Genomic DNA, 18036 nt, shown 5'->3' with positions numbered 1-18036 from the left:
TCGTTAACGGTAGGGGGCCACAGGACCGACTCAACGGTCCGGCCCGATCCTGCCGGAGACCGTCGATGAAGCCCGCCCGTATCATCGTGATCTGCGTCGCCGCCGTGGCCGCCATCGGCCTGGCCCTGGTCGTGCGCGCCATGGGATCGCCCTCTAAAACCCCCACCGCCGTGGCAACGGCCGCCGCCGTGCCGGCGCGGCCCATGGCCAAGGTGCTGGTCGCCGCCAAGGACCTGCAGCCGGGGCAACGCCTGACGGAAGGCGATCTGGACTGGAAGGACTGGCCCGTGGACGAGGTCAATCCGGCTTTCATCACCGACGGAACCGTGCCCTTGCCAGCCGCCGAAGCGGTGGCGGCCAAGCCCGCGGACAAGCCCGAGGGCGCAGTCGCCTCGGTGACCCGCGCCGCAACGAATCTGGCGACCGGCGGGGCCAAGGCGGACTATATCGGCTCGGTCGTGCGCGAGCCCATCCTGGCGGGCGAGCCCATCGTCAGCCGCAAGATCGTCCGCGCCGGCGACAGCGGCTATATGGCCGCCTACCTGGAACCGGGCATGCGGGCCATGGCCATCCGCGTCACGGTCGAGACGGCCGCCGGCGGCTTTATCCTGCCGGGCGACCGGGTCGACGTCTTGCTGACCCGCGAAACCACCCTCGCCAATGTTGGAACCCAGGAGGGCGACCGGTCCAAATTCGCATCCTCCACCGTCATGCAGAACATCAAGGTGCTGGCGATCGACCAGTCCACGCGCGCCGGCGACGACGAGCAGGCGGTGGTCGGCGCGACCGCCACCCTCGAGGTCGGCCCGCGCGACGCCGAAGCCCTGGCCTTGGCGAAATCGGAAGGCGAACTGAGCCTGGTTCTGCGCTCCTACGCCGACACCGCCGGCCCGTCCGGCCGTGTCGCTCCGGCCGTCCGGCAATCCTCCGCTGTCCGCGTCTACCGCGGCGGCGCGCCCGAAGTGGTGGTGGTTCAATGAAACGCCTGATCGCCCTCGCTCTCGCCGGCCTGACCGTCGTCGCCACGGGCCCCGCCCTGCCCGGCGTCGTCCAGGCCCAGTCCCGGGCGGCCCTGCCCATGGGCTCCGGGGCCCAGATCATCAATCTGCCGCGCGGATCGTCGATGGCCATCGACCTGCCGTCCGACGCGCGCGACGTGATCGTGCCGAACCCCGTGGTCGCAGAGGCCATGCTGCATTCGCCGCGCCGCATCACCATCATCGGACTTCAGCCCGGCGAAACGGACGCCGTGGTTCTGGACGCCGCCGGCCGGACGATCCTCTCCCTTCGCATCCGCGTGGACACCGGCGTATCGGCGCTGCAGGACACCCTGAGCCGGGTCATGCCGGGCTCGTCGGTCCGCGCCGAGGCCGTCAACGACAGCATCATCCTCAGCGGCCCGGTGGCCAACCCGGGCGAGGCGGACCGCGCCGCCCAGGTCGCCCGCGCCTTCGTCACGACGCCCGAGAAGGTCATCAACATGATGACCATCGCCGGCTCGGATCAGGTGATGATCAAGGCCCGCGTCATCGAGGTTCAGCGCAGCGCCATCAAGCAGCTGGGGCTGTCGACCAACGCCGTCGTCAACTCCGGCACCAACTTCGTCAGCGGCGGTCGCGCCAACAGCTACGGCGTCAACGGCGCCCAGGTCGGCGGCGGCAGCGTCTGCATCGGCCAGAACGGCGCGCGGACCACGAACTACACCGACACCAACCGTACGACCACCGAGAGCGGCGCGATCATCCGCGGCGTGGACACGACCAACGACATCCGCCGCGTGCAGGTCATCAACGGTCAGGTCTTCATCGACGGGCTCATCACGACAGAGACGAGGCCCAGCGGCACCAGCAATATCATCGAAAACCTGATCTCCACGGCCTACCAGACCATAACGGGCACCAACACCCAGGCCTGTCTGCAGGCGTTCGAGCGCATCGGCCTGATCCGCACCCTGGCCGAGCCGAACCTGACCTCGGTCAACGGCGAGAACGCCGAGTTCCTCGCTGGCGGCGAATTCCCGGTCCCGGTCGGTCGCACCGTCGACGCCACGACCGGCCAGACCACCATCGGCATCGAGTTCAAGCCGTTCGGCGTGCGTCTGGCCTTCCGCCCCATCGTGCTGTCGGAGGGCCGCATCTCGCTGCAGCTCTCGACCGAGGTGTCCGAGCTGACCACCGTCGGCGCCTTCACCCTCGGCGGCGGCGACACCGGCGACGCCCTGGTCATTCCGGCGCTGAACGTCCGCCGCGCCTCATCCACGGTCGAGCTCCCGTCCGGCGGTTCGATGATGATCGCCGGCCTGCTGCGCGAGGAAACCCGCCAGAACATCGACGACCTGCCGGGCATCGGCAATCTACCCGTGCTGGGAGCCCTGTTCCGCTCGCGCGACTATCTTTCGGGCGAAACCGAACTGGTCATCATCGTCGAGGCCTTCATCGTCTCGCCGACCTCGCCGGGGCGGCTGCAGACGCCGTCCGACGGCCTGATTATCGCCAACGACGCCCAGACCCTGCTGTTCGGGCAGCTGAATCAGCGGTACCGCCGCGGCGACGCTTCGGCCGTGACGGCCGACGCCGGTTGGGCCGGCCCTGTGGGCTATGTAATCGAATGAGGCGCCCCATGATCCGATCTTCCTCAGCCACCGTCGTGGCCCTCGCGCTCGGGCTCGCCGTTTCCGGCTGTGCGATGGGAGGCGCGGGCGACGGGAGCGCGCCTTTGACGCCGCTCTCGCGATATTCGCTGCAGGTCGAACCGGGCGTGGACCGTATCGCCCTGGCCGTTCACGACAGCGGCCTGTCCGCCAACCAGCGCGCCGCCCTGGCCGAATTGGCGGGCCGATACTCGACCTCGGGCTCCGGCGCGATCAGGGTCGAGGCGCCGGCGGGCGACGACCCGGTTTCGTCCAGCCAGGCCTACGCCGTCCGCGCCGCGCTGCAGGCGGCCGGCGTTCCTGCCGAGCGAATCCAGGTCGCCGCCTATAGCGCACCCGACCCGCGCGCGCCCGTTCTCGCCGGCTTCGAAACCGTGCGGGCGCGAATTCCGAACTGCGCCCTCGAGCCGCGCGACCTCGGCCGCCGGTTCTCGAACCAGAGCTCGACCGGTTTCGGCTGCGCCGTGACGGCCAATATGGCGGCCCAGATCGCCGATCCCCGCGATATCCTGGGCGCCCGGGCCATGACCCCGGCCGATTCCGGTCGCGCCGCAGTCGTGTTCGACCGCTATCGCAGGGGTCAGGCCAGTTCGACGCCGCAGGAAGAGCTGGTCCAGGGCCAGGTCTCCTCGGCCGTGGAATAGCCGGATGAGCAACGCTTTCGCCCCCCAGCCCTTTGACGAGTTCGACGACGAGTTCGATCTCGACATGGGCTATGTCACGCCGGAGGCCGCCGCCGCCACGCCTGGCGTCGACGAACCCGTGGCGTTCCCGGGCGAACCGCCGGTTGATCAGCGTCCGCCCCTGCAGTTCACCCCCCCGGCCGTCGCCGCGCCGCCGCCCCAGCCGGGCCCGGCCCTGCGCGAGACCGAAGCCGCGGTTCCCGCCGTGGCAGGTTTCAATCCCGTCGGCGACCTGGTCGCCGGCGCCGCCTCCGCCTTTTCCGCCCCCACGCTCAGCGGGGCCCATACCGCCGAAATCTCGGTGCCGCGCATCGCCATCCACGTCTTCGCCGAGCGGCAGGACACTCTCGCCGCCGCCGAGCGCGCCGGTCAGGACCGGCGTCTGTCGCGCGCCACCACCCAGATCCGCATCGGCGGCGTCGCCGCCGCCGTCGAGGCCTATCAGCACGAACCGACCCCGCCGCTGATCGTGGTCGAATGCATGAAGGACCCGCAGACCCTGCTGTGGGAGGTCGACCAGCTGGCCGAGGTCTGTGACGCCGGCACCAAGGTCGTCGTCGTCGGCGCCACCAACGACATCCTGCTGTTCCGGGAACTGATGCGCCGCGGCGTCAGCGAATATCTGGTCGCGCCGTTGCAGCCGCTGCAACTGATCGCCGCGATCGGCGGTCTGTTCGCCGACCCGGCCCAGCCCTTCGTCGGCCGCTCGATCGCCTTCGTCGGCGCGCGCGGCGGAACGGGCTCCAGCTCGGTCGCCCACAACACCGCCTATGCGATGTCGGAACGGATCGGCGCCAACACCGTCATCGTCGACTATGACCTGCCCTTCGGCACCGCCGGTCTCGACTTCAACCAGGACCCGCTGAGCGGCGTCGCCGACGCGCTGAGCCAGCCGGACCGCCTCGACCCCCTGCTGCTGGACCGGATGATGGTCCGCTGCACCGACAAGCTGAGCCTGTTCGCGGCCCCGGCCACGCTGGATGTCGACTGGGACATCTCGCCCGAGGCGTTCGAGGAGGTCACCACGCAGATCCGCTCGACCGCGCCCTTCGTGGTGCTGGACCTGCCCCACCTGTGGTCGGGCTGGATGCGGCGCACCCTGATCGCGGCGGACGAGGTCGTCATCGTCGCGACCCCGGATCTGGCCTCGCTGCGCAACGCCAAGAACATGATCGACCTGATCAAACAGGGCCGTCCCAACGACGCCCCGCCGCGGCTGGTGCTGAACCAGGTCGGCGTGCCGGGCCGCCCGGAAATCCCGGCCAAGGACTTCGGCGCCGCCCTCGGCGTTCACCCGAGCCTGATCATTCCGTTCGATCCCAAGACGTTCGGCGCCGCCGCCAACAACGGCCAGATGATCCTGGACGCGGGCGCCAAGTCCAAGGCCGCCGAGGCTTTCCAGACCCTGGCCCAGATCGTGTCGCGCCGCGAGCTGCCCATGCTGACGGGACCCAAGGCCAAGGCCGAAGGCAAGTCCATGTTCAGCGGCCTGTTCAAGAAAAAGTCCTGACGGGTGTTCGGAAAGCGCACAGGTCAACCCGGCAATGTGGCCACCGCGCCGCGCCCGGCCGCGCCCCCGGCCCAGCCTCCGCAGCCCGCTCCGGGCATCCAGACCGAAGCCTTCGCCTTCGGCGGCGACCAGACCGCCGAACAGATCCAGACCGCGGCGCGCAAGGCCGAGTCCTACGCCGCCAGGCCCGCCTCACCGGCCGCCGACCGGCTGGACGCCCTGGCCATGCGTCCGAGGCCGTCCGGCGAGAGCGAAGCGCCCCAGAAGGGGCCAGGTCCGAAGGCCACGCCCGGCTTCGAACAGCTGAAGAAGGCCCAGGCCGTCGCCGAGATCGTCCGCGAGCAGTCGGACTACTATCACGCCACCAAGACGACGATCTTCAACGCCCTGATGAACACGATCGATCTGGCCCAGCTGGCCCAGCTCGACACCAAGGCCGCGTCGGAAGAGATCCGCGACATCGTCGCCGAGCTGGTGGCGATCAAGAACGTTTCCATGTCGGTGGCCGAGCAGGAGCATCTGGTCCAGGACATCGTCAACGACGTCCTCGGCTATGGCCCGCTGGAGCCGCTGCTGGCCCGCGACGACATCGCCGACATCATGGTCAACGGCGCCGGCCGGGTCTTCATCGAGGTCGGCGGCAAGGTCCAGCTGACCAACGTCCGCTTCCGCGACAACGCCCAGCTGATGAACATCTGCCAGCGGATCGTGTCGCAGGTCGGCCGCCGCGTGGACGAGAGCAGCCCCATCTGCGACGCCCGCCTGCCCGACGGCAGCCGCGTCAACGTCATCGCCCCGCCGCTGGCCATCGACGGCCCGACGCTGACGATCCGGAAGTTCAAGAAAGACAAGCTGACGATGAAGAACCTGGTGGAGTACGCCTCCATCAGTCCCGAGGGCGCCCGCGTCCTGGGCGTCATCGGCGCGTCGCGATGCAACCTGGTCATCTCGGGCGGCACCGGCTCGGGCAAGACCACCCTGCTGAACACCCTGACGGCCTTCATCGACCCGACCGAGCGGGTCATCACCTGCGAGGACGCCGCCGAACTGCAGCTGCAGCAGCCGCACGTGGTCCGTCTCGAGACCCGTCCGCCCAACCTTGAGGGTCAGGGCATGATCACCATGCGGGACCTGGTGAAGAACTGCCTGCGCATGCGTCCCGAGCGGATCATCGTCGGCGAGGTCCGCGGCCCCGAGGCCTTCGACCTGCTGCAGGCCATGAACACCGGCCACGACGGCTCCATGGGCACGCTGCACGCCAACAGCCCGCGCGAGGCCATCAGCCGGATGGAGTCGATGATCACCATGGGCGGCTACGGCCTGCCGTCCAAGACCATCCGCGAGATGATCGTCGGCTCGGTCGACGTCATCGTCCAGGCCGCCCGCCTGCGCGACGGTTCGCGCCGCATCACCCACATCACCGAGGTGGTCGGACTGGAAGGCGATGTGATCGTCACCCAGGACCTGTTCGTCTACGAGATCACCGGCGAGGACGAGAACGGCAAGATCATCGGCCGCCACCGCTCGACCGGCATCGCCCGTCCCCGTTTCTGGGACCGCGCCCGCTACTACGGACTGGAGCGCGAGCTGGCGGAAGCCCTCGACGCTGCGGAGTAACGGGCGATGTTGCCGATCCTCGCCGCCGTTCTGGCCTTCATCACCATCGGCGGCCTGGGCTGGGCCTTTGTCGGCGGCGGCGATTCCAGCGACGTCGCGCTCAAGCGCGCGGAAGGGTTCGGCGGCCCCAAACAGAACAACGCGGCCTCGAAGAAGGCCGCGGCCGCCAACACTCCGGAAGCGCGCCGCAAGCAGATCATGCAGCAGCTTCAGGAATCCGAGCGCGCCGAACGCAAGGCGCGCATCAGCCTGGCGGCCAAGCTGAAACAGGCCGGTCTGAGCACCAAGGTGTCGACCTTCTGGATCATCAGCGGCGTACTCGGCGTGTTCGCCTTCCTGCTGCCGCTGCTGTTCGGTCTGAACATACTGATCGCTCTCGGGATCGCCTTCGTCGCCGGCCTCGGCCTGCCGCGCTGGTTCGTCGGCACCCTGGGCAAGCGTCGGCGCAAGAAATTCTCCAGCCATTTCCCCGATGCCGTCGACGTCATCGTACGCGGCATCAAGTCGGGTCTGCCCGTCCATGACTGCTTCAAGATCATCGCCCGCGAAAGCCCGCAGCCCCTGGGGGCCGAATTCCAGAAACTGGTCGAAGGTCTCGGCGTCGGCCTGACCCTGGCCCAGGCGCTGGACAAGATGTACGAGCGCATGCCGACGCCGGAGCTGAAATTCTTCTCCATCGTCATCGCCATCCAGCAGAAGACCGGCGGCAATCTGGCCGAGGCCCTGAACAACCTCACGGTCGTGCTGCGGGCCCGCAAGATGATGGGCGAGAAGATCAAGGCCCTGTCGTCCGAAGCCACCGCCTCGGCGGGCATCATCGGCTCACTGCCACCCGCGGTGATGATCCTCGTCAGCGTCACCACGCCCGCCTACATGGCCAAGCTTTTCACCGACCCGCGCGGCCAGTTCATGCTGCTGGTCGCGGTCGTCATGATGAGCTTCGGGGTGTTCGTGATGAAGAAAATGATCTCGTTCAAGTTCTGAGGACCAGACATGCCCGGCCTCATTCCCTTCTTCACCGACCCTCTGAACCTTCTCAGCATGCTGGTCGGCTTCCTGGTCTTCGCCACCACCGTGACCCTGCTCGGCTCGTTCGGCGGCGGGGCGAAACTGGAAGGCCGGATGAAGGCGGTCGCGGTCCGCCGCGAGGAACTGAAGCGCCGGTCGCGTCAGGCGATCGCATCACAGAACACCAGCCAGCAAGGTCTGCGACATACCGACGAGGGCTTCAAGAAGCGGGTCGTCGAACGGCTGAATCTGACCAAGCTGCTGGAGGACCCGAAGGTCGCCGACAAGATGGCCCAGGCCGGCTATCGCGGACCCAAGCCCCTGACCACCTTCTACTTCTTCCGCTTCTCCATGCCCTTCGTCTTCCTGGCGATCGCGGCCTTCTATCTGTTCGTCTTCAACGATTTCGGCCTGTCCTTCATGGTTCGATTGACCATCACCATGGTCGCGGCCGTGATCGGCTTCTATGCGCCCAACATCTTCCTCGCCAACCGCATCTCCAAGCGCCGCACCTCGATCATGCAGGCCTTTCCCGATGCGCTGGACCTGCTGCTGATCTGCGTCGAGGCCGGCATGTCGATCGAGGCGGCGATCCAGAAGGTCAGCCAGGAGATCGGCGGCTCGTCCATCGACCTGGCCGAGGAAATGACCCTGCTGTCGGCCGAGCTCAGCTATCTGCCTGACCGGCGCATGGCCTATGAGGGCCTGGCCAAACGGACCAACCACCCCGGCGTCAAATCGGTCGCCACAGCCATGACCCAGGCCGAGACCTACGGAACCCCGCTGGGCTCGGCCCTGCGCACCATGGCCAAGGAAAACCGCGAGATGCGCCTGTCGGCCGCCGAGAAGAAGGCCGCCGCCCTGCCGGCCAAGCTGACCGTGCCGATGATCCTGTTCTTCCTGCCCGTGCTGTTCATCGTCATCCTGACGCCGGCGATCATCAGCATCCAGGACACGATGGCCGCCGGCGCCGCGGGCGGCTGACGCCTAGCTCTCCGGCGTCAGGGGCCAGAGCCGGTCGACGGACCGTTCCAGCACATCCGCTGCGACCGCGTGGAGATTGGCCGGAGCCAGCCGGCCGCGCCGGACCGCATCCGCCAGCCAGGTCTCGATCGAACCGCCCTCGCGCCCCCACCGGTCCTGGCGCAGCAGGCCATACAGTCCTGCCGCCAGAACATGGATGCCGTCGTCCGACAGGCGCCAGCGGTCGGCCGGGTTGCGCGCCACGCCCATGGCTTCGCTGACCATCTGGTCCAGCGCCTGACAGAGGTCCTCGTTCAGGATGCCGGGCAGGGTGGTGTAGCCCCAGCGCGGGTCATGCTCGGCCACGATACGCGGAATCAAGGGGTCCTGTCCCAGCACCGCCAGCGCCGCCAGGGCGGCCGGACCGTCCATGGGTACGGGCGGATGCAGCAGTTCGTGCGCCGCGATGCGCACGGTGGTCGCCACGTCATAGTCGGCCGCCTGAAGGAAGCGCTGGCCCCGGACCTTGATGCCGTGCGGTTTGACGAACTGCAGCAGGGTGATGTCGATCTCCGGCTCGAAGGTCCGGCCGGTCAGCTTCTCCTCGATGCGGATGATGTCATAGGCCGGCAGTCCGCCCCGCTGACGCTGCAATCCCTCCGCCAGGGCGGCGGCGCCCCGCTCCTGCAGGAAGGCGGGGAAGCCGGCCGCCTTCAATCCTTCGAACACGATCCGGAGCCGCGGGGCCTCGCGAACGAACCAGCCCCAGTCGTTCTCGTTCCAGTACGCCCCGGACCGGAAGGCGGGACCGATGCGCGCCTCCGGATCCCCGAGCGCCGTCAGCAGGTCGTCGATCGTGGCGTCGCTGGCGGCATGGGAGAAGATCAGCGCCAGATTGGGCGACAGCAGGCCGACGCCACCTTCCTCGGCCGAGGCCCACAGGGCCGGGACGGCCTCGCGGACCGCTTCGGTCAGCTTCGGCGCGAACAGGGCGACGTCGGCGGCGTAGTAGCGGGTGTAGAGCTCGCGGCCCGACAGCGGCCCCAAGAAGGCGATGGCGTCCTGGCCTTCCGATCCCTGAACCCGCCAGACGGTGCGCGGCGGCGGCCGATCCTGCGCCAGGACGGGAAGGGCCAGGCCGGCGGCGACCGGGGCGGCAAGGGCGGAGAGCAGAAGCGAGCGACGGTTCATCCGCCCTGACTAGCGGGCGACAGCGGCTCCGGATTGTACCGACTTGACCCTGAGGCGGCCGGGGGTGAGCCCCGTCAGGGCCGCCACGGCCCGGGTCATATGGGCCTGGTCGACGAACCCCAGCTCAGCCGCGAGAGCCGCCGGAGCGTCGCCGGACCCCACAATGGCGCGCGCCGCCCTCAGCGCTCGCTGGTCAGCGCGATACCGGCGAGGGCTGGTCCCGAAGGCCTGGCGGAAGCCCCGGCTGACCGTCGCCGGCGCCAGTCCCGCCGCGCCGGCCCAGATCTCCAGAACCGTGTCCGGATCATGCCGCAGGGCCCGGGCCAAGGCGTCCGGCCAATCATCGGGAGCGGCGTCGAGCGGCCGCGCTGTCCGGCGCAGCAACGCGGCCGCCCCGGCCGGATCCTGCTCGGCCGCCCGCGCCACGGCGTCCGGATCGTCAACCAGGCCGGCGCCGAAGGCGACGCCCGCCAGAGGCAGGTTCAGGACCACCGCCCCCGTGCGCGCGACGGCGTCCATGTGGGATTCCCATGGCCCGTGGATCAGCACATGGCCCGGTTCGGCGTGGAACCGCCCCCGGTCGCCGGCCTCGACATAGCCGCCCTTGAGCACCAGCGCCGCATAACCGCAGGCGTGGCGGTGGCGGGCCATGCGGCCGCCGGCGATCAGGGTCTGGAAAACGGAGGAATGCACCCCGCCAGTCTAGGCCGGAAACGGGCGGGGTCCAGCGTCAGACCGGCAGCGCCCCCCGTTTCACCACCGTCCGCATGGCCACGCTGGACGAGACCCGCGTGACGCCGGGAATCCGCGTCAGTTCGCGCGAGTGGACCCGTTCCAGATCATCGACGTCACGGACCACCAACCGCAGCAGATAGTCCGAGCCGCCGGTCATCAGATAGCATTCGACCACCTCGGGCACGGTCGAGATGGCGGTCTCGAAGGCCGTCAGCGAGGCCTCGGCCTGGGAGGACAGGGTGACGGTGACGAAGACGCTGATCGGCAGACCGACGGCCCGTTCGTTGATGATGGCGGCGTAGCGGCTGATCACCTCGGCGGCCTCCAGGGCGCGCAGGCGACGCAGGCAGGCGCTCTCGGACAGGTTGACGGTGCGGGCGAGGTCGGCGTTGGTCATGCGGCCGTCGCCCTGCAGGGCGCGGATCATCCGGCGGTCGGTGTCGTCGAGGGCGACGGCGGAAACGGTCTTCAAGATGGGCCTCGTTCGCAGATTCTGCGACTTTATGCGGTTTACTCGCTGAAAAGAACAGGAACCTGCGGCGAAACCGCCGCTAGATTGCGGCCCGAAACGGAGCGGCCGCAGAACCGTCCGTCCATCTCGCAGAGGAAACGGTCATGCGCGTCGGCGTCCCGAAGGAAATCAAGAAGAACGAACACCGCGTCGGCCTGACGCCGACGGCGGTGCGCGAATACGTCGCCCACGGCCACACGGTCTCGATCGAGACCGGCGCCGGTCTGGGCGCGGGCTTCACCGACGCCGACTTCAGGAAGGCCGGCGCGAAGATCGTCGCCGACGCGAAGACGGTCTTCGCCGACAACGACATGATCGTGAAGGTCAAGGAGCCGCAGAAGGTCGAGTGGGAAATGCTCCGCGAGGACCAGATCCTGTTCACCTATCTGCACCTGGCGCCCGACCCCGAGCAGACGAAGGGTCTGCTGGCGTCGAAATGCGCCGCCGTCGCCTATGAGACCGTGACCAACGCCCAGGGGGGCCTGCCGCTGCTGGCGCCGATGTCGGAAGTGGCCGGCCGCATCGCCGTCTTCTCGGCCGCCGAGACCCTGCTGAAGCACAACGGCGGCATGGGCCTGCTGTTCTGCGGCGTCCCGGGCGTGGCCCCGGCCCGCGTGCTGGTGCTGGGCGGCGGCGTCGTCGGCCTGAACGCGGCCCGCATGGCCATGGGCCTGGGCGCCGAGGTGGTGGTGCTGGAGCGCTCGATCCCGCGCATGGCCTATATCGACGAAGTGACCCAGGGCCGGGTCATCACCCGCTATTCCTCGATCGGGGCGATCGAGGAGGAGATGGTCAAGGCCGACGTCATCATCGGCGCCGTCCTGGTCCCGGGGGCCGAGGCGCCCAAGCTGATCAAGCGCGAACACCTGAAGCAGATGAAGCCCGGCTCGGTGCTGGTCGACGTCGCCATCGACCAGGGCGGCTGTTTCGAGACCAGCCGAGCCACCACCCACGAAGACCCGACCTATGTCATCGACGGCGTGGTCCACTATTGCGTCGCCAACATGCCGGGCGCGGCCCCGCGCACCTCGTCGGAAGCCCTGAACAACGCCACCCTGCCCTTCGGCCTGGCGCTGGCGGACAAGGGACTGGAGGCGCTGAAGGCCAATCCGCATCTGGCGCGCGGCCTGAACGTGCTGAAGGGCGAGATCACCTATCCGGCGGTGGCCGAGGCGCTGGACATGCCGTGGAGCGATCCGTTCGGGGTCTGGGCCAAGGGCTGATTTCTGACGGACGGAGAATGCGAGGCCCCGGTGGAGACGCCGGGGCCTTTTTCGTGGGGGGCGGACGGCGGGTGGGCGGAAAAACACGGTGCGAAGCGTGCACTGAGTGCACTGCGTGCGGAGCGAAAAAACACAGTCCGAAGAGTCCGAAGAGTCCACTGAGTCCACTTGCGGCGAACAGTGCGAAGCGTCCGCGGCGTCCGCCTGACCGGCCGGTTCGCTGGAAGATTCGATTGTCAAAGATCGGAGACGAAGGCCAGACCCGGATTGTCTCACGGGCTGTTCCTGCGGCTACGAAATGACGCTGCTTCTCGAGAAGGAGCGAATGAAGTCAGCGGGTTAGGCGCGCGACGTCGTCTGGCTGGCGGCGGATTGCCAGCACAAAAAACGTGCATCTCCGCGAAGGCGGGGACCCAGGTTTGAGCTGCAACGCGATTGGCTGACCGGACCGGCGCCTGGTCCAACACCGGCGCTGGGGCCAAAGCCTGGGTCCCCGCCTTCGCGGGGATGCCCGGATGAGGGGGCTGCCGCCGCGCGATCGACCCCCGCCCCGCCTGTAAATCGCCGCTCTCTTGCGGCATAAGCCGGCGATGAAGTTTCTCGACCAGGCCAAGATCTATATCCGCTCCGGCAACGGCGGGGCGGGCGCCGTCTCGTTCCGGCGCGAAAAATTCATTCCCAACGGCGGACCCGACGGCGGCGACGGCGGCAATGGCGGCAACGTCTGGATCACGGCCGTCGACGGGCTGAACACCCTGATCGACTACCGCTACCAGCAGCATTTCAAGGCCCAGACCGGCGTCCACGGCATGGGCCGGCAGATGCACGGAGCCAAGGGCGAGGACGTGATCCTGAAGGTCCCGGTCGGCACCCAGGTGCTGGACGACGACAAGGAGACGGTGCTGCTGGACATGGACCACGTCGGCAAGACCGAACTGCTGCTCAAGGGCGGCAACGGCGGCTGGGGCAATGTCCATTTCAAGGGGCCGTCCAACCAGGCGCCCGCCTACGCCAACCCCGGCCAGGAGGGTCAGGAGCGCTGGATCTGGCTGCGGCTGAAACTGATCGCCGACGTCGGTCTGGCCGGCCTGCCCAACGCCGGCAAGTCGACCTTCCTGGCCGCGGCCAGCGCCGCCCGGCCCAAGATCGCCGACTATCCGTTCACCACCCTGGTGCCCAACCTCGGGGTGGTCGACCTGTCGCCCACGGAGCGGTTTGTCATCGCCGACATTCCCGGCCTGATCGAGGGCGCCCACGAGGGGGCCGGCATCGGCACGCGCTTCCTGGGCCACGTCGAGCGTTCGGGATGTCTGATCCATCTGATCGACGGCACCCAGGACGACGTCGGCAAGGCCTACCGCATCATCCGCCACGAACTGGAGGCCTATGGCGCCGGTCTCGCCGACAAGCCCGAGGTGCTGGCGCTGAACAAGATCGACGCCCTGACTCCCGAGGCGCGCGAGGAGAAGGCGGCCGAGCTGGAGGCCGTCGCCGGCCGCCGTCCGATGCTGGTCTCCGGCGTCTCGGGCGAGGGCGTCACCGACCTGCTTCGCGCCGCCTGGATCGAGGTCCGCAAGGGCCGCGGCGAGATCGCCCCGGCCGAGGAGGACGAGACCGTCATGGAAACCCCCGGTGGCTGGGTGCCCTGATGGCCGGGGAGGCGTCCCGATCCGACCGGGCGATCGCCGACGCCCGGCGCATCGTGCTCAAGATCGGCTCGTCCCTGCTGGTCGACCGCCGGACCAACGCCGTCGACCGCGCCCGGCTGGAGGGACTGGCCATGCGCGTCGCCGGTTGGATGGCGGACGGCAAGCAGGTGCTGGTCGTCTCCTCGGGCGCCGTCGCCCTCGGCGCCCGAAGGCTGGGGCCGAAGGCGCGGGCCGGGAGCCTCGACGGCAAACAGGCCTCGGCCGCGGTGGGCCAGTCCCTGCTGATGGCGGCCTGGGCCTCGGCCTTCGAGCCGCACGGCGTGGTCACGGCCCAGATCCTGCTGACCCGCGACGACACCGAGACGCGGCGTCGCTGGCTCAACGCCCGCGCCACCGTCGGGGCCCTGCTCGACATGGGCGTGATCCCGGTGGTCAACGAGAACGACACCGTGGCCACCGACGAGATCCGCTACGGCGACAACGACCGGCTGGCGGCCCGCGTGGCCCAGATGATCGGCGCGGATCTGCTGATCCTGCTGTCCGACGTCGACGGCCTCTACACCGCCGATCCGCGGACGCACCCTGACGCCGTCCATATTCCGGTCGTCGAGACCCTGACCCCCGCGATCGAGGCGATGGCGACCGGCCCGAACGCCGGCGCGGGCATGGGCGCCGGCGGCATGGCCACCAAGCTGATGGCCGCGCGGATCGCCGCCGACGCCGGCTGCGCCACCCTGATCGCCGCCGGCCGGTCCATGGAGGCGGGCGCAACCTTCCACGGGGAGACGCGCAGCACCCTGATCCGGGCCGCCACGACAGTGAAGGCCGCCTACAAGCAATGGATCGGCGGTTCCCTGGCCCCGCGCGGCGAACTGGTGGTCGACCCGGGCTGCGCCCGCGCGCTGCTGGAAGGCAAGTCGTTGCTGGCCGTGGGGCTGGTCTCGGCCAACGGCGCCTTCGGCAAGGGCGACCCGGTCGATATCGTCGACGGCGCCGGCGCCGGGATCGCCCGCGGACTGGTCCGCTATGACGCCGGCGACCTGTCGCGGATCGTCGGGGTCCGCTCCGCCGACCTGGCCGCCGCCCTGGGCTATGAGGGCGGTCCGGTGGTGATCCATGCCGACGATCTGGCCCTTCGGCGGACCTGACGCCTTTGAAACCGGCCGCGACGATGCGACCCTGAGCGGATGAGCTCCGAGGCATCATCCACGACCCCCGCCGATCTTGAGGCTGACATGCTGGCCATGGGCCGGCGCGCCCGCGCCGCCGCCCGCGCCCTGGCGCTCGCAGGGCCGGAGGCCCGCACCCGCGCCATCGCCGGCATGGCCAGGGCCCTGCGGGCCCGGTCCGACCGGGTGCTCGCCGCCAACGCCGCCGATCTCGAGGCCGCCCGGTCCGGCGGCATGGCCGCCGCCATGATCGACCGCCTCGCCCTCGATCCCGCCCGGCTGGAGGGCGTCGTCTCGGCCCTGGACGCCATCGCCGCCATCGCCGATCCGGTGGGCGTCGAGACGGCGCGCTGGACCCCGGCCAATGGTCTGGACATCGCCCGGGTGCGCACCCCCATCGGCGTGCTGGCCATCGTCTACGAGAGCCGGCCCAACGTCACCGCCGACGCCGCCGCCCTGTCCGTGCGGGCCGGGAACGCCGTGATCCTGCGCGGCGGATCGGAATGCCTGCGCTCGAACCTCGCCATCCACGCCGCCCTCGTCGAGGGGCTCGAGGCCGCCGGCCTGTCCCCCGACACGGTGCAGATGGTCGCCAGCCGCGACCGCGCCGCCGTCGGCTTCATGCTGGTCGGCCTGGAGGGAAACATCGACCTGCTGATCCCGCGCGGCGGGCGCTCGCTGGTCGAGCGGGTCAGACGGGACGCGCGCGTCGCGGTGCTGGGACATCTGGAAGGGGTCAACCACCTCTATGTCCACGCCAGCGCCGATCCGGCCATGGCCCGGGCGGTGACGCTGAACGCCAAGATGCGGCGCGTCTCGGTCTGCGGCGCGGCCGAGACCCTGCTGATCGACCGGACGGCGGCGGAAGCCCTGCTGCCGCTGATCGCCGCCGACCTGACCGAGGCCGGCTGCGAGCTGCGCGCCGACGCCGGCGCCCGCGCCCTCGTTCCGACGGCGACGCCGGCGAGCGAGACCGACTGGTCGACCGAATACCTTGAACCGATCCTCGCCGTGCGGGTCGTCGACGGGATCGACGCGGCCCTCGATCACATCGCCCGCCACGGCTCGGGCCACACCGAGGCGATCGTGGCCTCGGATCCCGCGGTCATTGAGCGCTTCCTCGCCGAGGTCGACGCCGGCATCGTCCTGGCCAACGCCTCGACCCAGTTCGCCGACGGCGGCGAGTTCGGCTTCGGCGGCGAGATCGGCATCTCGACCGACCGGCTGCATGCGCGAGGCCCCGTCGGCGCCGAACAGCTGACCAGTTTCAAATACGTCATCCGCGGCGAGGGCCAGATCCGGCCCTGACCCTCGGGGCTGCGCGCGCCTGGACGGGATCAGGCGTCCGCGGCGACCAGCGCCCGGGACATCGTCAGAAGCGCCGGCGTCGCTTCGCCGTCCGAGAAGATCTCGCCGCTCACGAACGCACCATTGATCAGCAGGGACAGCTTCAGGGCCAGGTCGTCCGGGTGTTCCGCATGCAGGCGGTCGGCGATGCCCTTGAGCCGGCGGCGAAGCTCCTTCTTGTGGGCGATGGCCACAGCGCGCGCCGGGTGATCGGCGTCGGGAAACTCGGCGGCCACATTGATCTGCGGGCAACCCCGATAGCCGGGCCGGCCGACACGCTCGCCGATCCATTCCAGCTGGGCCTCGAGTTCAGCCCGGGCGTCCCTTTCATGGCCTTGGGCGGCCCGGTCCCAGCAGGCCCAGAAATCCTCGTCCTCCCGGCGGAGGAAGGCCGCGATCAGATCGTCCTTGGTCCGGAAATACCGGTAGAGGCTGGTCTTGGCGACCCCGGCCTTCTCGACGACCAGGTCCACCCCGACGGCGCGCACGCCCCGGCGATAGAAGAGGTCCGAAGCGGTCGCGAGGATGCGGTCGCGCACCTCGATCGGGGAGACGGTCGGGTCGTCGGTCAGGTCGTCGGTCAGGTCGCCGGCGGGGCGGACCTTGGCGTGTCGCGTCATTCTCAGATCTCCTGACTGATATCCTACCATGTCGCCGCTTGACTCGCTACAGACCTGTTCGTAGCGTGCAGAACATACAGGTCTGTAGCACAGGAAACACGCCATGCCCGTTCAAGAAGCCTCCTCATCTGTCCCGGGCGACGCCGTGGCCGTTTTCGGGGCGGCGGGACACACTGGACGCTTCGTCGTCGCCGAGCTGCTGCGACGCGGATTTACACCGATCGCCATCGGCCGCGACGCCGCGCGCCTGGCCGGGTCCGGATTTGCGCAGCGATCAGTGGAGACAAGGGTCGCCACGGTGGCCGACCCGGTCTCGCTCGACCGGGCGCTCGCCGGAGTCCTGGCGGTCATCAACTGCGCCGGGCCCTTCCTCGACACCGCCGAGCCGCTGGCGGCCGCGGCGATCCGGGCGCGCATCCCCTATCTGGACGTTTCGGCGGAACAGGGTAGCGCCCGGACGCTTTTCGAGCGGTTCGGCAGCCAGGCCGAGGACACGGGCGTGATCCTCGTTCCCGCCATGGCCTTCTACGGCGGACTGGCCGATCTGCTGGCCACCGCCGCCATGGGCGACTGGACCACGGCGGACGGGATTGAGATCGGAATCGCGCTGGACAGCTGGCGGCCGACCCGCGGTACGCGGATCACGGGCCAAAGAAACACCACCCCGCGGCTGTTCATCTCCAACGGACGACTGGAGCCCTTGCCGACGCCGGCGCCGGAGATGTCCCGGATGTTTCCGGCGCCGTTCGGGGTCCAGGAGGCGGTCGAGCTGTCCTTCAGCGAGACGATCCTGATCGCGCGGCATCTGCGGGCGGCCGAACTCCACACCTGGCTGAACCTCGCGCCGCTGAGGGACCTTCGCGACGCCGGGACGCCGCCGCCCGCGCCGACGGACGACAGTGGGCGCTCGGCCCAGACCTTCGCGGTGGAAGCCGTTGTCCGGAAGGGCGCCGAGACCCGCCGGGCGTCCGCGTCAGGCCGCGACATCTACGCAGTTACGGCCCCGCTCGTCGTCGAGGCTGTCCAGCGCATTCTCTCGGGCGAGATCAGGAAGTGTGGAGCCTTCGCGCCGGGCGAGATATTCGACGCGGCGTGTTTCCTCCGCGCGCTCTCTCCCGAACACCTCGCTCTGGATATCGCGGGCGGCTGATCGCGGGCGA

Annotated in this window: 16 protein-coding genes; 12 read left to right on the top strand and 4 right to left on the bottom strand. The window is 69.4% G+C overall.

Going from position 1 to position 18036, the window contains the following annotated elements; genetic code table 11:
- The first annotated feature begins 65 nt into the window (after positions 1-65).
- The 7 genes from cpaB (at position 66) to VN378_RS11200 (ending at position 8452) form a co-directional block, all read left to right on the top strand.
- Positions 66-980 carry a Flp pilus assembly protein CpaB gene (cpaB, locus tag VN378_RS11230; RefSeq protein ID WP_325743665.1) on the top strand — a complete coding sequence of 305 codons (915 nt, stop codon included), beginning with the start codon at positions 66-68 and terminating at the stop codon, positions 978-980.
- The gene (locus VN378_RS11225) at positions 977-2611 is read left to right on the top strand and encodes a type II and III secretion system protein family protein (RefSeq protein WP_325743664.1); all 1635 of its coding nucleotides are present in this window, start codon (positions 977-979) and stop codon (positions 2609-2611) included. The genes cpaB and VN378_RS11225 overlap by 4 nt, the downstream gene beginning before the upstream one ends.
- A gap of 8 nt (positions 2612-2619) precedes the next feature.
- A complete protein-coding gene (locus VN378_RS11220) occupies positions 2620-3294 on the top strand; it encodes a CpaD family pilus assembly protein (RefSeq protein ID WP_325743663.1) in 675 nt (224 codons plus the stop codon).
- 4 nt (positions 3295-3298) lie between these two features.
- On the top strand, positions 3299-4843 hold the full coding sequence (locus VN378_RS11215) for a CpaE family protein (RefSeq protein WP_325743662.1): 1545 nt from the start codon (positions 3299-3301) through the stop codon (positions 4841-4843).
- Between the two features lie 144 nt (positions 4844-4987).
- Positions 4988-6460 (top strand): CpaF family protein, encoded by a 1473-nt coding sequence (locus tag VN378_RS11210; RefSeq protein WP_414642243.1) that lies wholly within the window; start codon positions 4988-4990, stop codon positions 6458-6460.
- Between the two features lie 6 nt (positions 6461-6466).
- Positions 6467-7444 carry a type II secretion system F family protein gene (locus VN378_RS11205; protein ID WP_325743660.1) on the top strand — a complete coding sequence of 326 codons (978 nt, stop codon included), beginning with the start codon at positions 6467-6469 and terminating at the stop codon, positions 7442-7444.
- A 9-nt stretch (positions 7445-7453) separates the two neighbouring features.
- Positions 7454-8452 (top strand): type II secretion system F family protein, encoded by a 999-nt coding sequence (locus tag VN378_RS11200; RefSeq protein WP_325743659.1) that lies wholly within the window; start codon positions 7454-7456, stop codon positions 8450-8452.
- 3 nt (positions 8453-8455) lie between these two features.
- Here VN378_RS11200 and VN378_RS11195 read toward each other — a convergent pair whose 3' ends face one another.
- Genes VN378_RS11195 through VN378_RS11185 form a run of 3 tightly spaced genes read right to left on the bottom strand, consistent with a single transcriptional unit; the run spans position 8456 to position 10829 of the window.
- Positions 8456-9622 carry a hypothetical protein gene (locus VN378_RS11195; protein ID WP_325743658.1) on the bottom strand — a complete coding sequence of 389 codons (1167 nt, stop codon included), beginning with the start codon at positions 9620-9622 and terminating at the stop codon, positions 8456-8458.
- A 9-nt stretch (positions 9623-9631) separates the two neighbouring features.
- On the bottom strand, positions 9632-10315 hold the full coding sequence (locus VN378_RS11190) for a helix-turn-helix domain-containing protein (RefSeq protein ID WP_325743657.1): 684 nt from the start codon (positions 10313-10315) through the stop codon (positions 9632-9634).
- Between the two features lie 37 nt (positions 10316-10352).
- Entirely contained in the window at positions 10353-10829 is a 477-nt protein-coding gene (locus tag VN378_RS11185; protein WP_325743656.1) for an Lrp/AsnC family transcriptional regulator, read from the bottom strand.
- A gap of 143 nt (positions 10830-10972) precedes the next feature.
- On the opposite strand from VN378_RS11185, the gene ald reads away from it, so the two are divergent.
- From ald to VN378_RS11165, 4 genes are all read left to right on the top strand, one after another.
- The gene (ald, locus tag VN378_RS11180) at positions 10973-12091 is read left to right on the top strand and encodes an alanine dehydrogenase (protein ID WP_325743655.1); all 1119 of its coding nucleotides are present in this window, start codon (positions 10973-10975) and stop codon (positions 12089-12091) included.
- A gap of 590 nt (positions 12092-12681) precedes the next feature.
- A complete protein-coding gene (gene obgE, locus VN378_RS11175; RefSeq protein ID WP_325743654.1) occupies positions 12682-13740 on the top strand; it encodes a GTPase ObgE in 1059 nt (352 codons plus the stop codon).
- Complete coding sequence (gene proB / locus VN378_RS11170) at positions 13740-14888, top strand: glutamate 5-kinase (protein WP_325743653.1); 1149 nt, start codon at positions 13740-13742, stop codon at positions 14886-14888. The genes obgE and proB overlap by 1 nt, the downstream gene beginning before the upstream one ends.
- 39 nt (positions 14889-14927) lie before the next feature.
- Positions 14928-16217 carry a glutamate-5-semialdehyde dehydrogenase gene (locus tag VN378_RS11165; protein ID WP_325743652.1) on the top strand — a complete coding sequence of 430 codons (1290 nt, stop codon included), beginning with the start codon at positions 14928-14930 and terminating at the stop codon, positions 16215-16217.
- A gap of 29 nt (positions 16218-16246) precedes the next feature.
- On the opposite strand, the gene VN378_RS11160 is transcribed toward VN378_RS11165, so the two are convergent.
- On the bottom strand, positions 16247-16876 hold the full coding sequence (locus VN378_RS11160; protein ID WP_325743651.1) for a helix-turn-helix domain-containing protein: 630 nt from the start codon (positions 16874-16876) through the stop codon (positions 16247-16249).
- 103 nt (positions 16877-16979) lie between these two features.
- Between VN378_RS11160 and VN378_RS11155 the strand changes: the two genes are divergently transcribed.
- Positions 16980-18026: a saccharopine dehydrogenase family protein gene (locus tag VN378_RS11155; RefSeq protein WP_325743650.1), complete on the top strand. Its 1047-nt coding sequence runs from the start codon at positions 16980-16982 to the stop codon at positions 18024-18026.
- Positions 18027-18036: the final 10 nt, after the last annotated feature.

Origin of the sequence: Brevundimonas sp., from assembly GCF_035561115.1 — a bacterium.
In the GTDB taxonomy this organism is placed as follows: Bacteria; Pseudomonadota; Alphaproteobacteria; order Caulobacterales; family Caulobacteraceae; genus Brevundimonas.
Note: the sequence above shows the minus strand (reverse complement) of the source record. Positions and strands in the feature narration are given on the sequence as shown.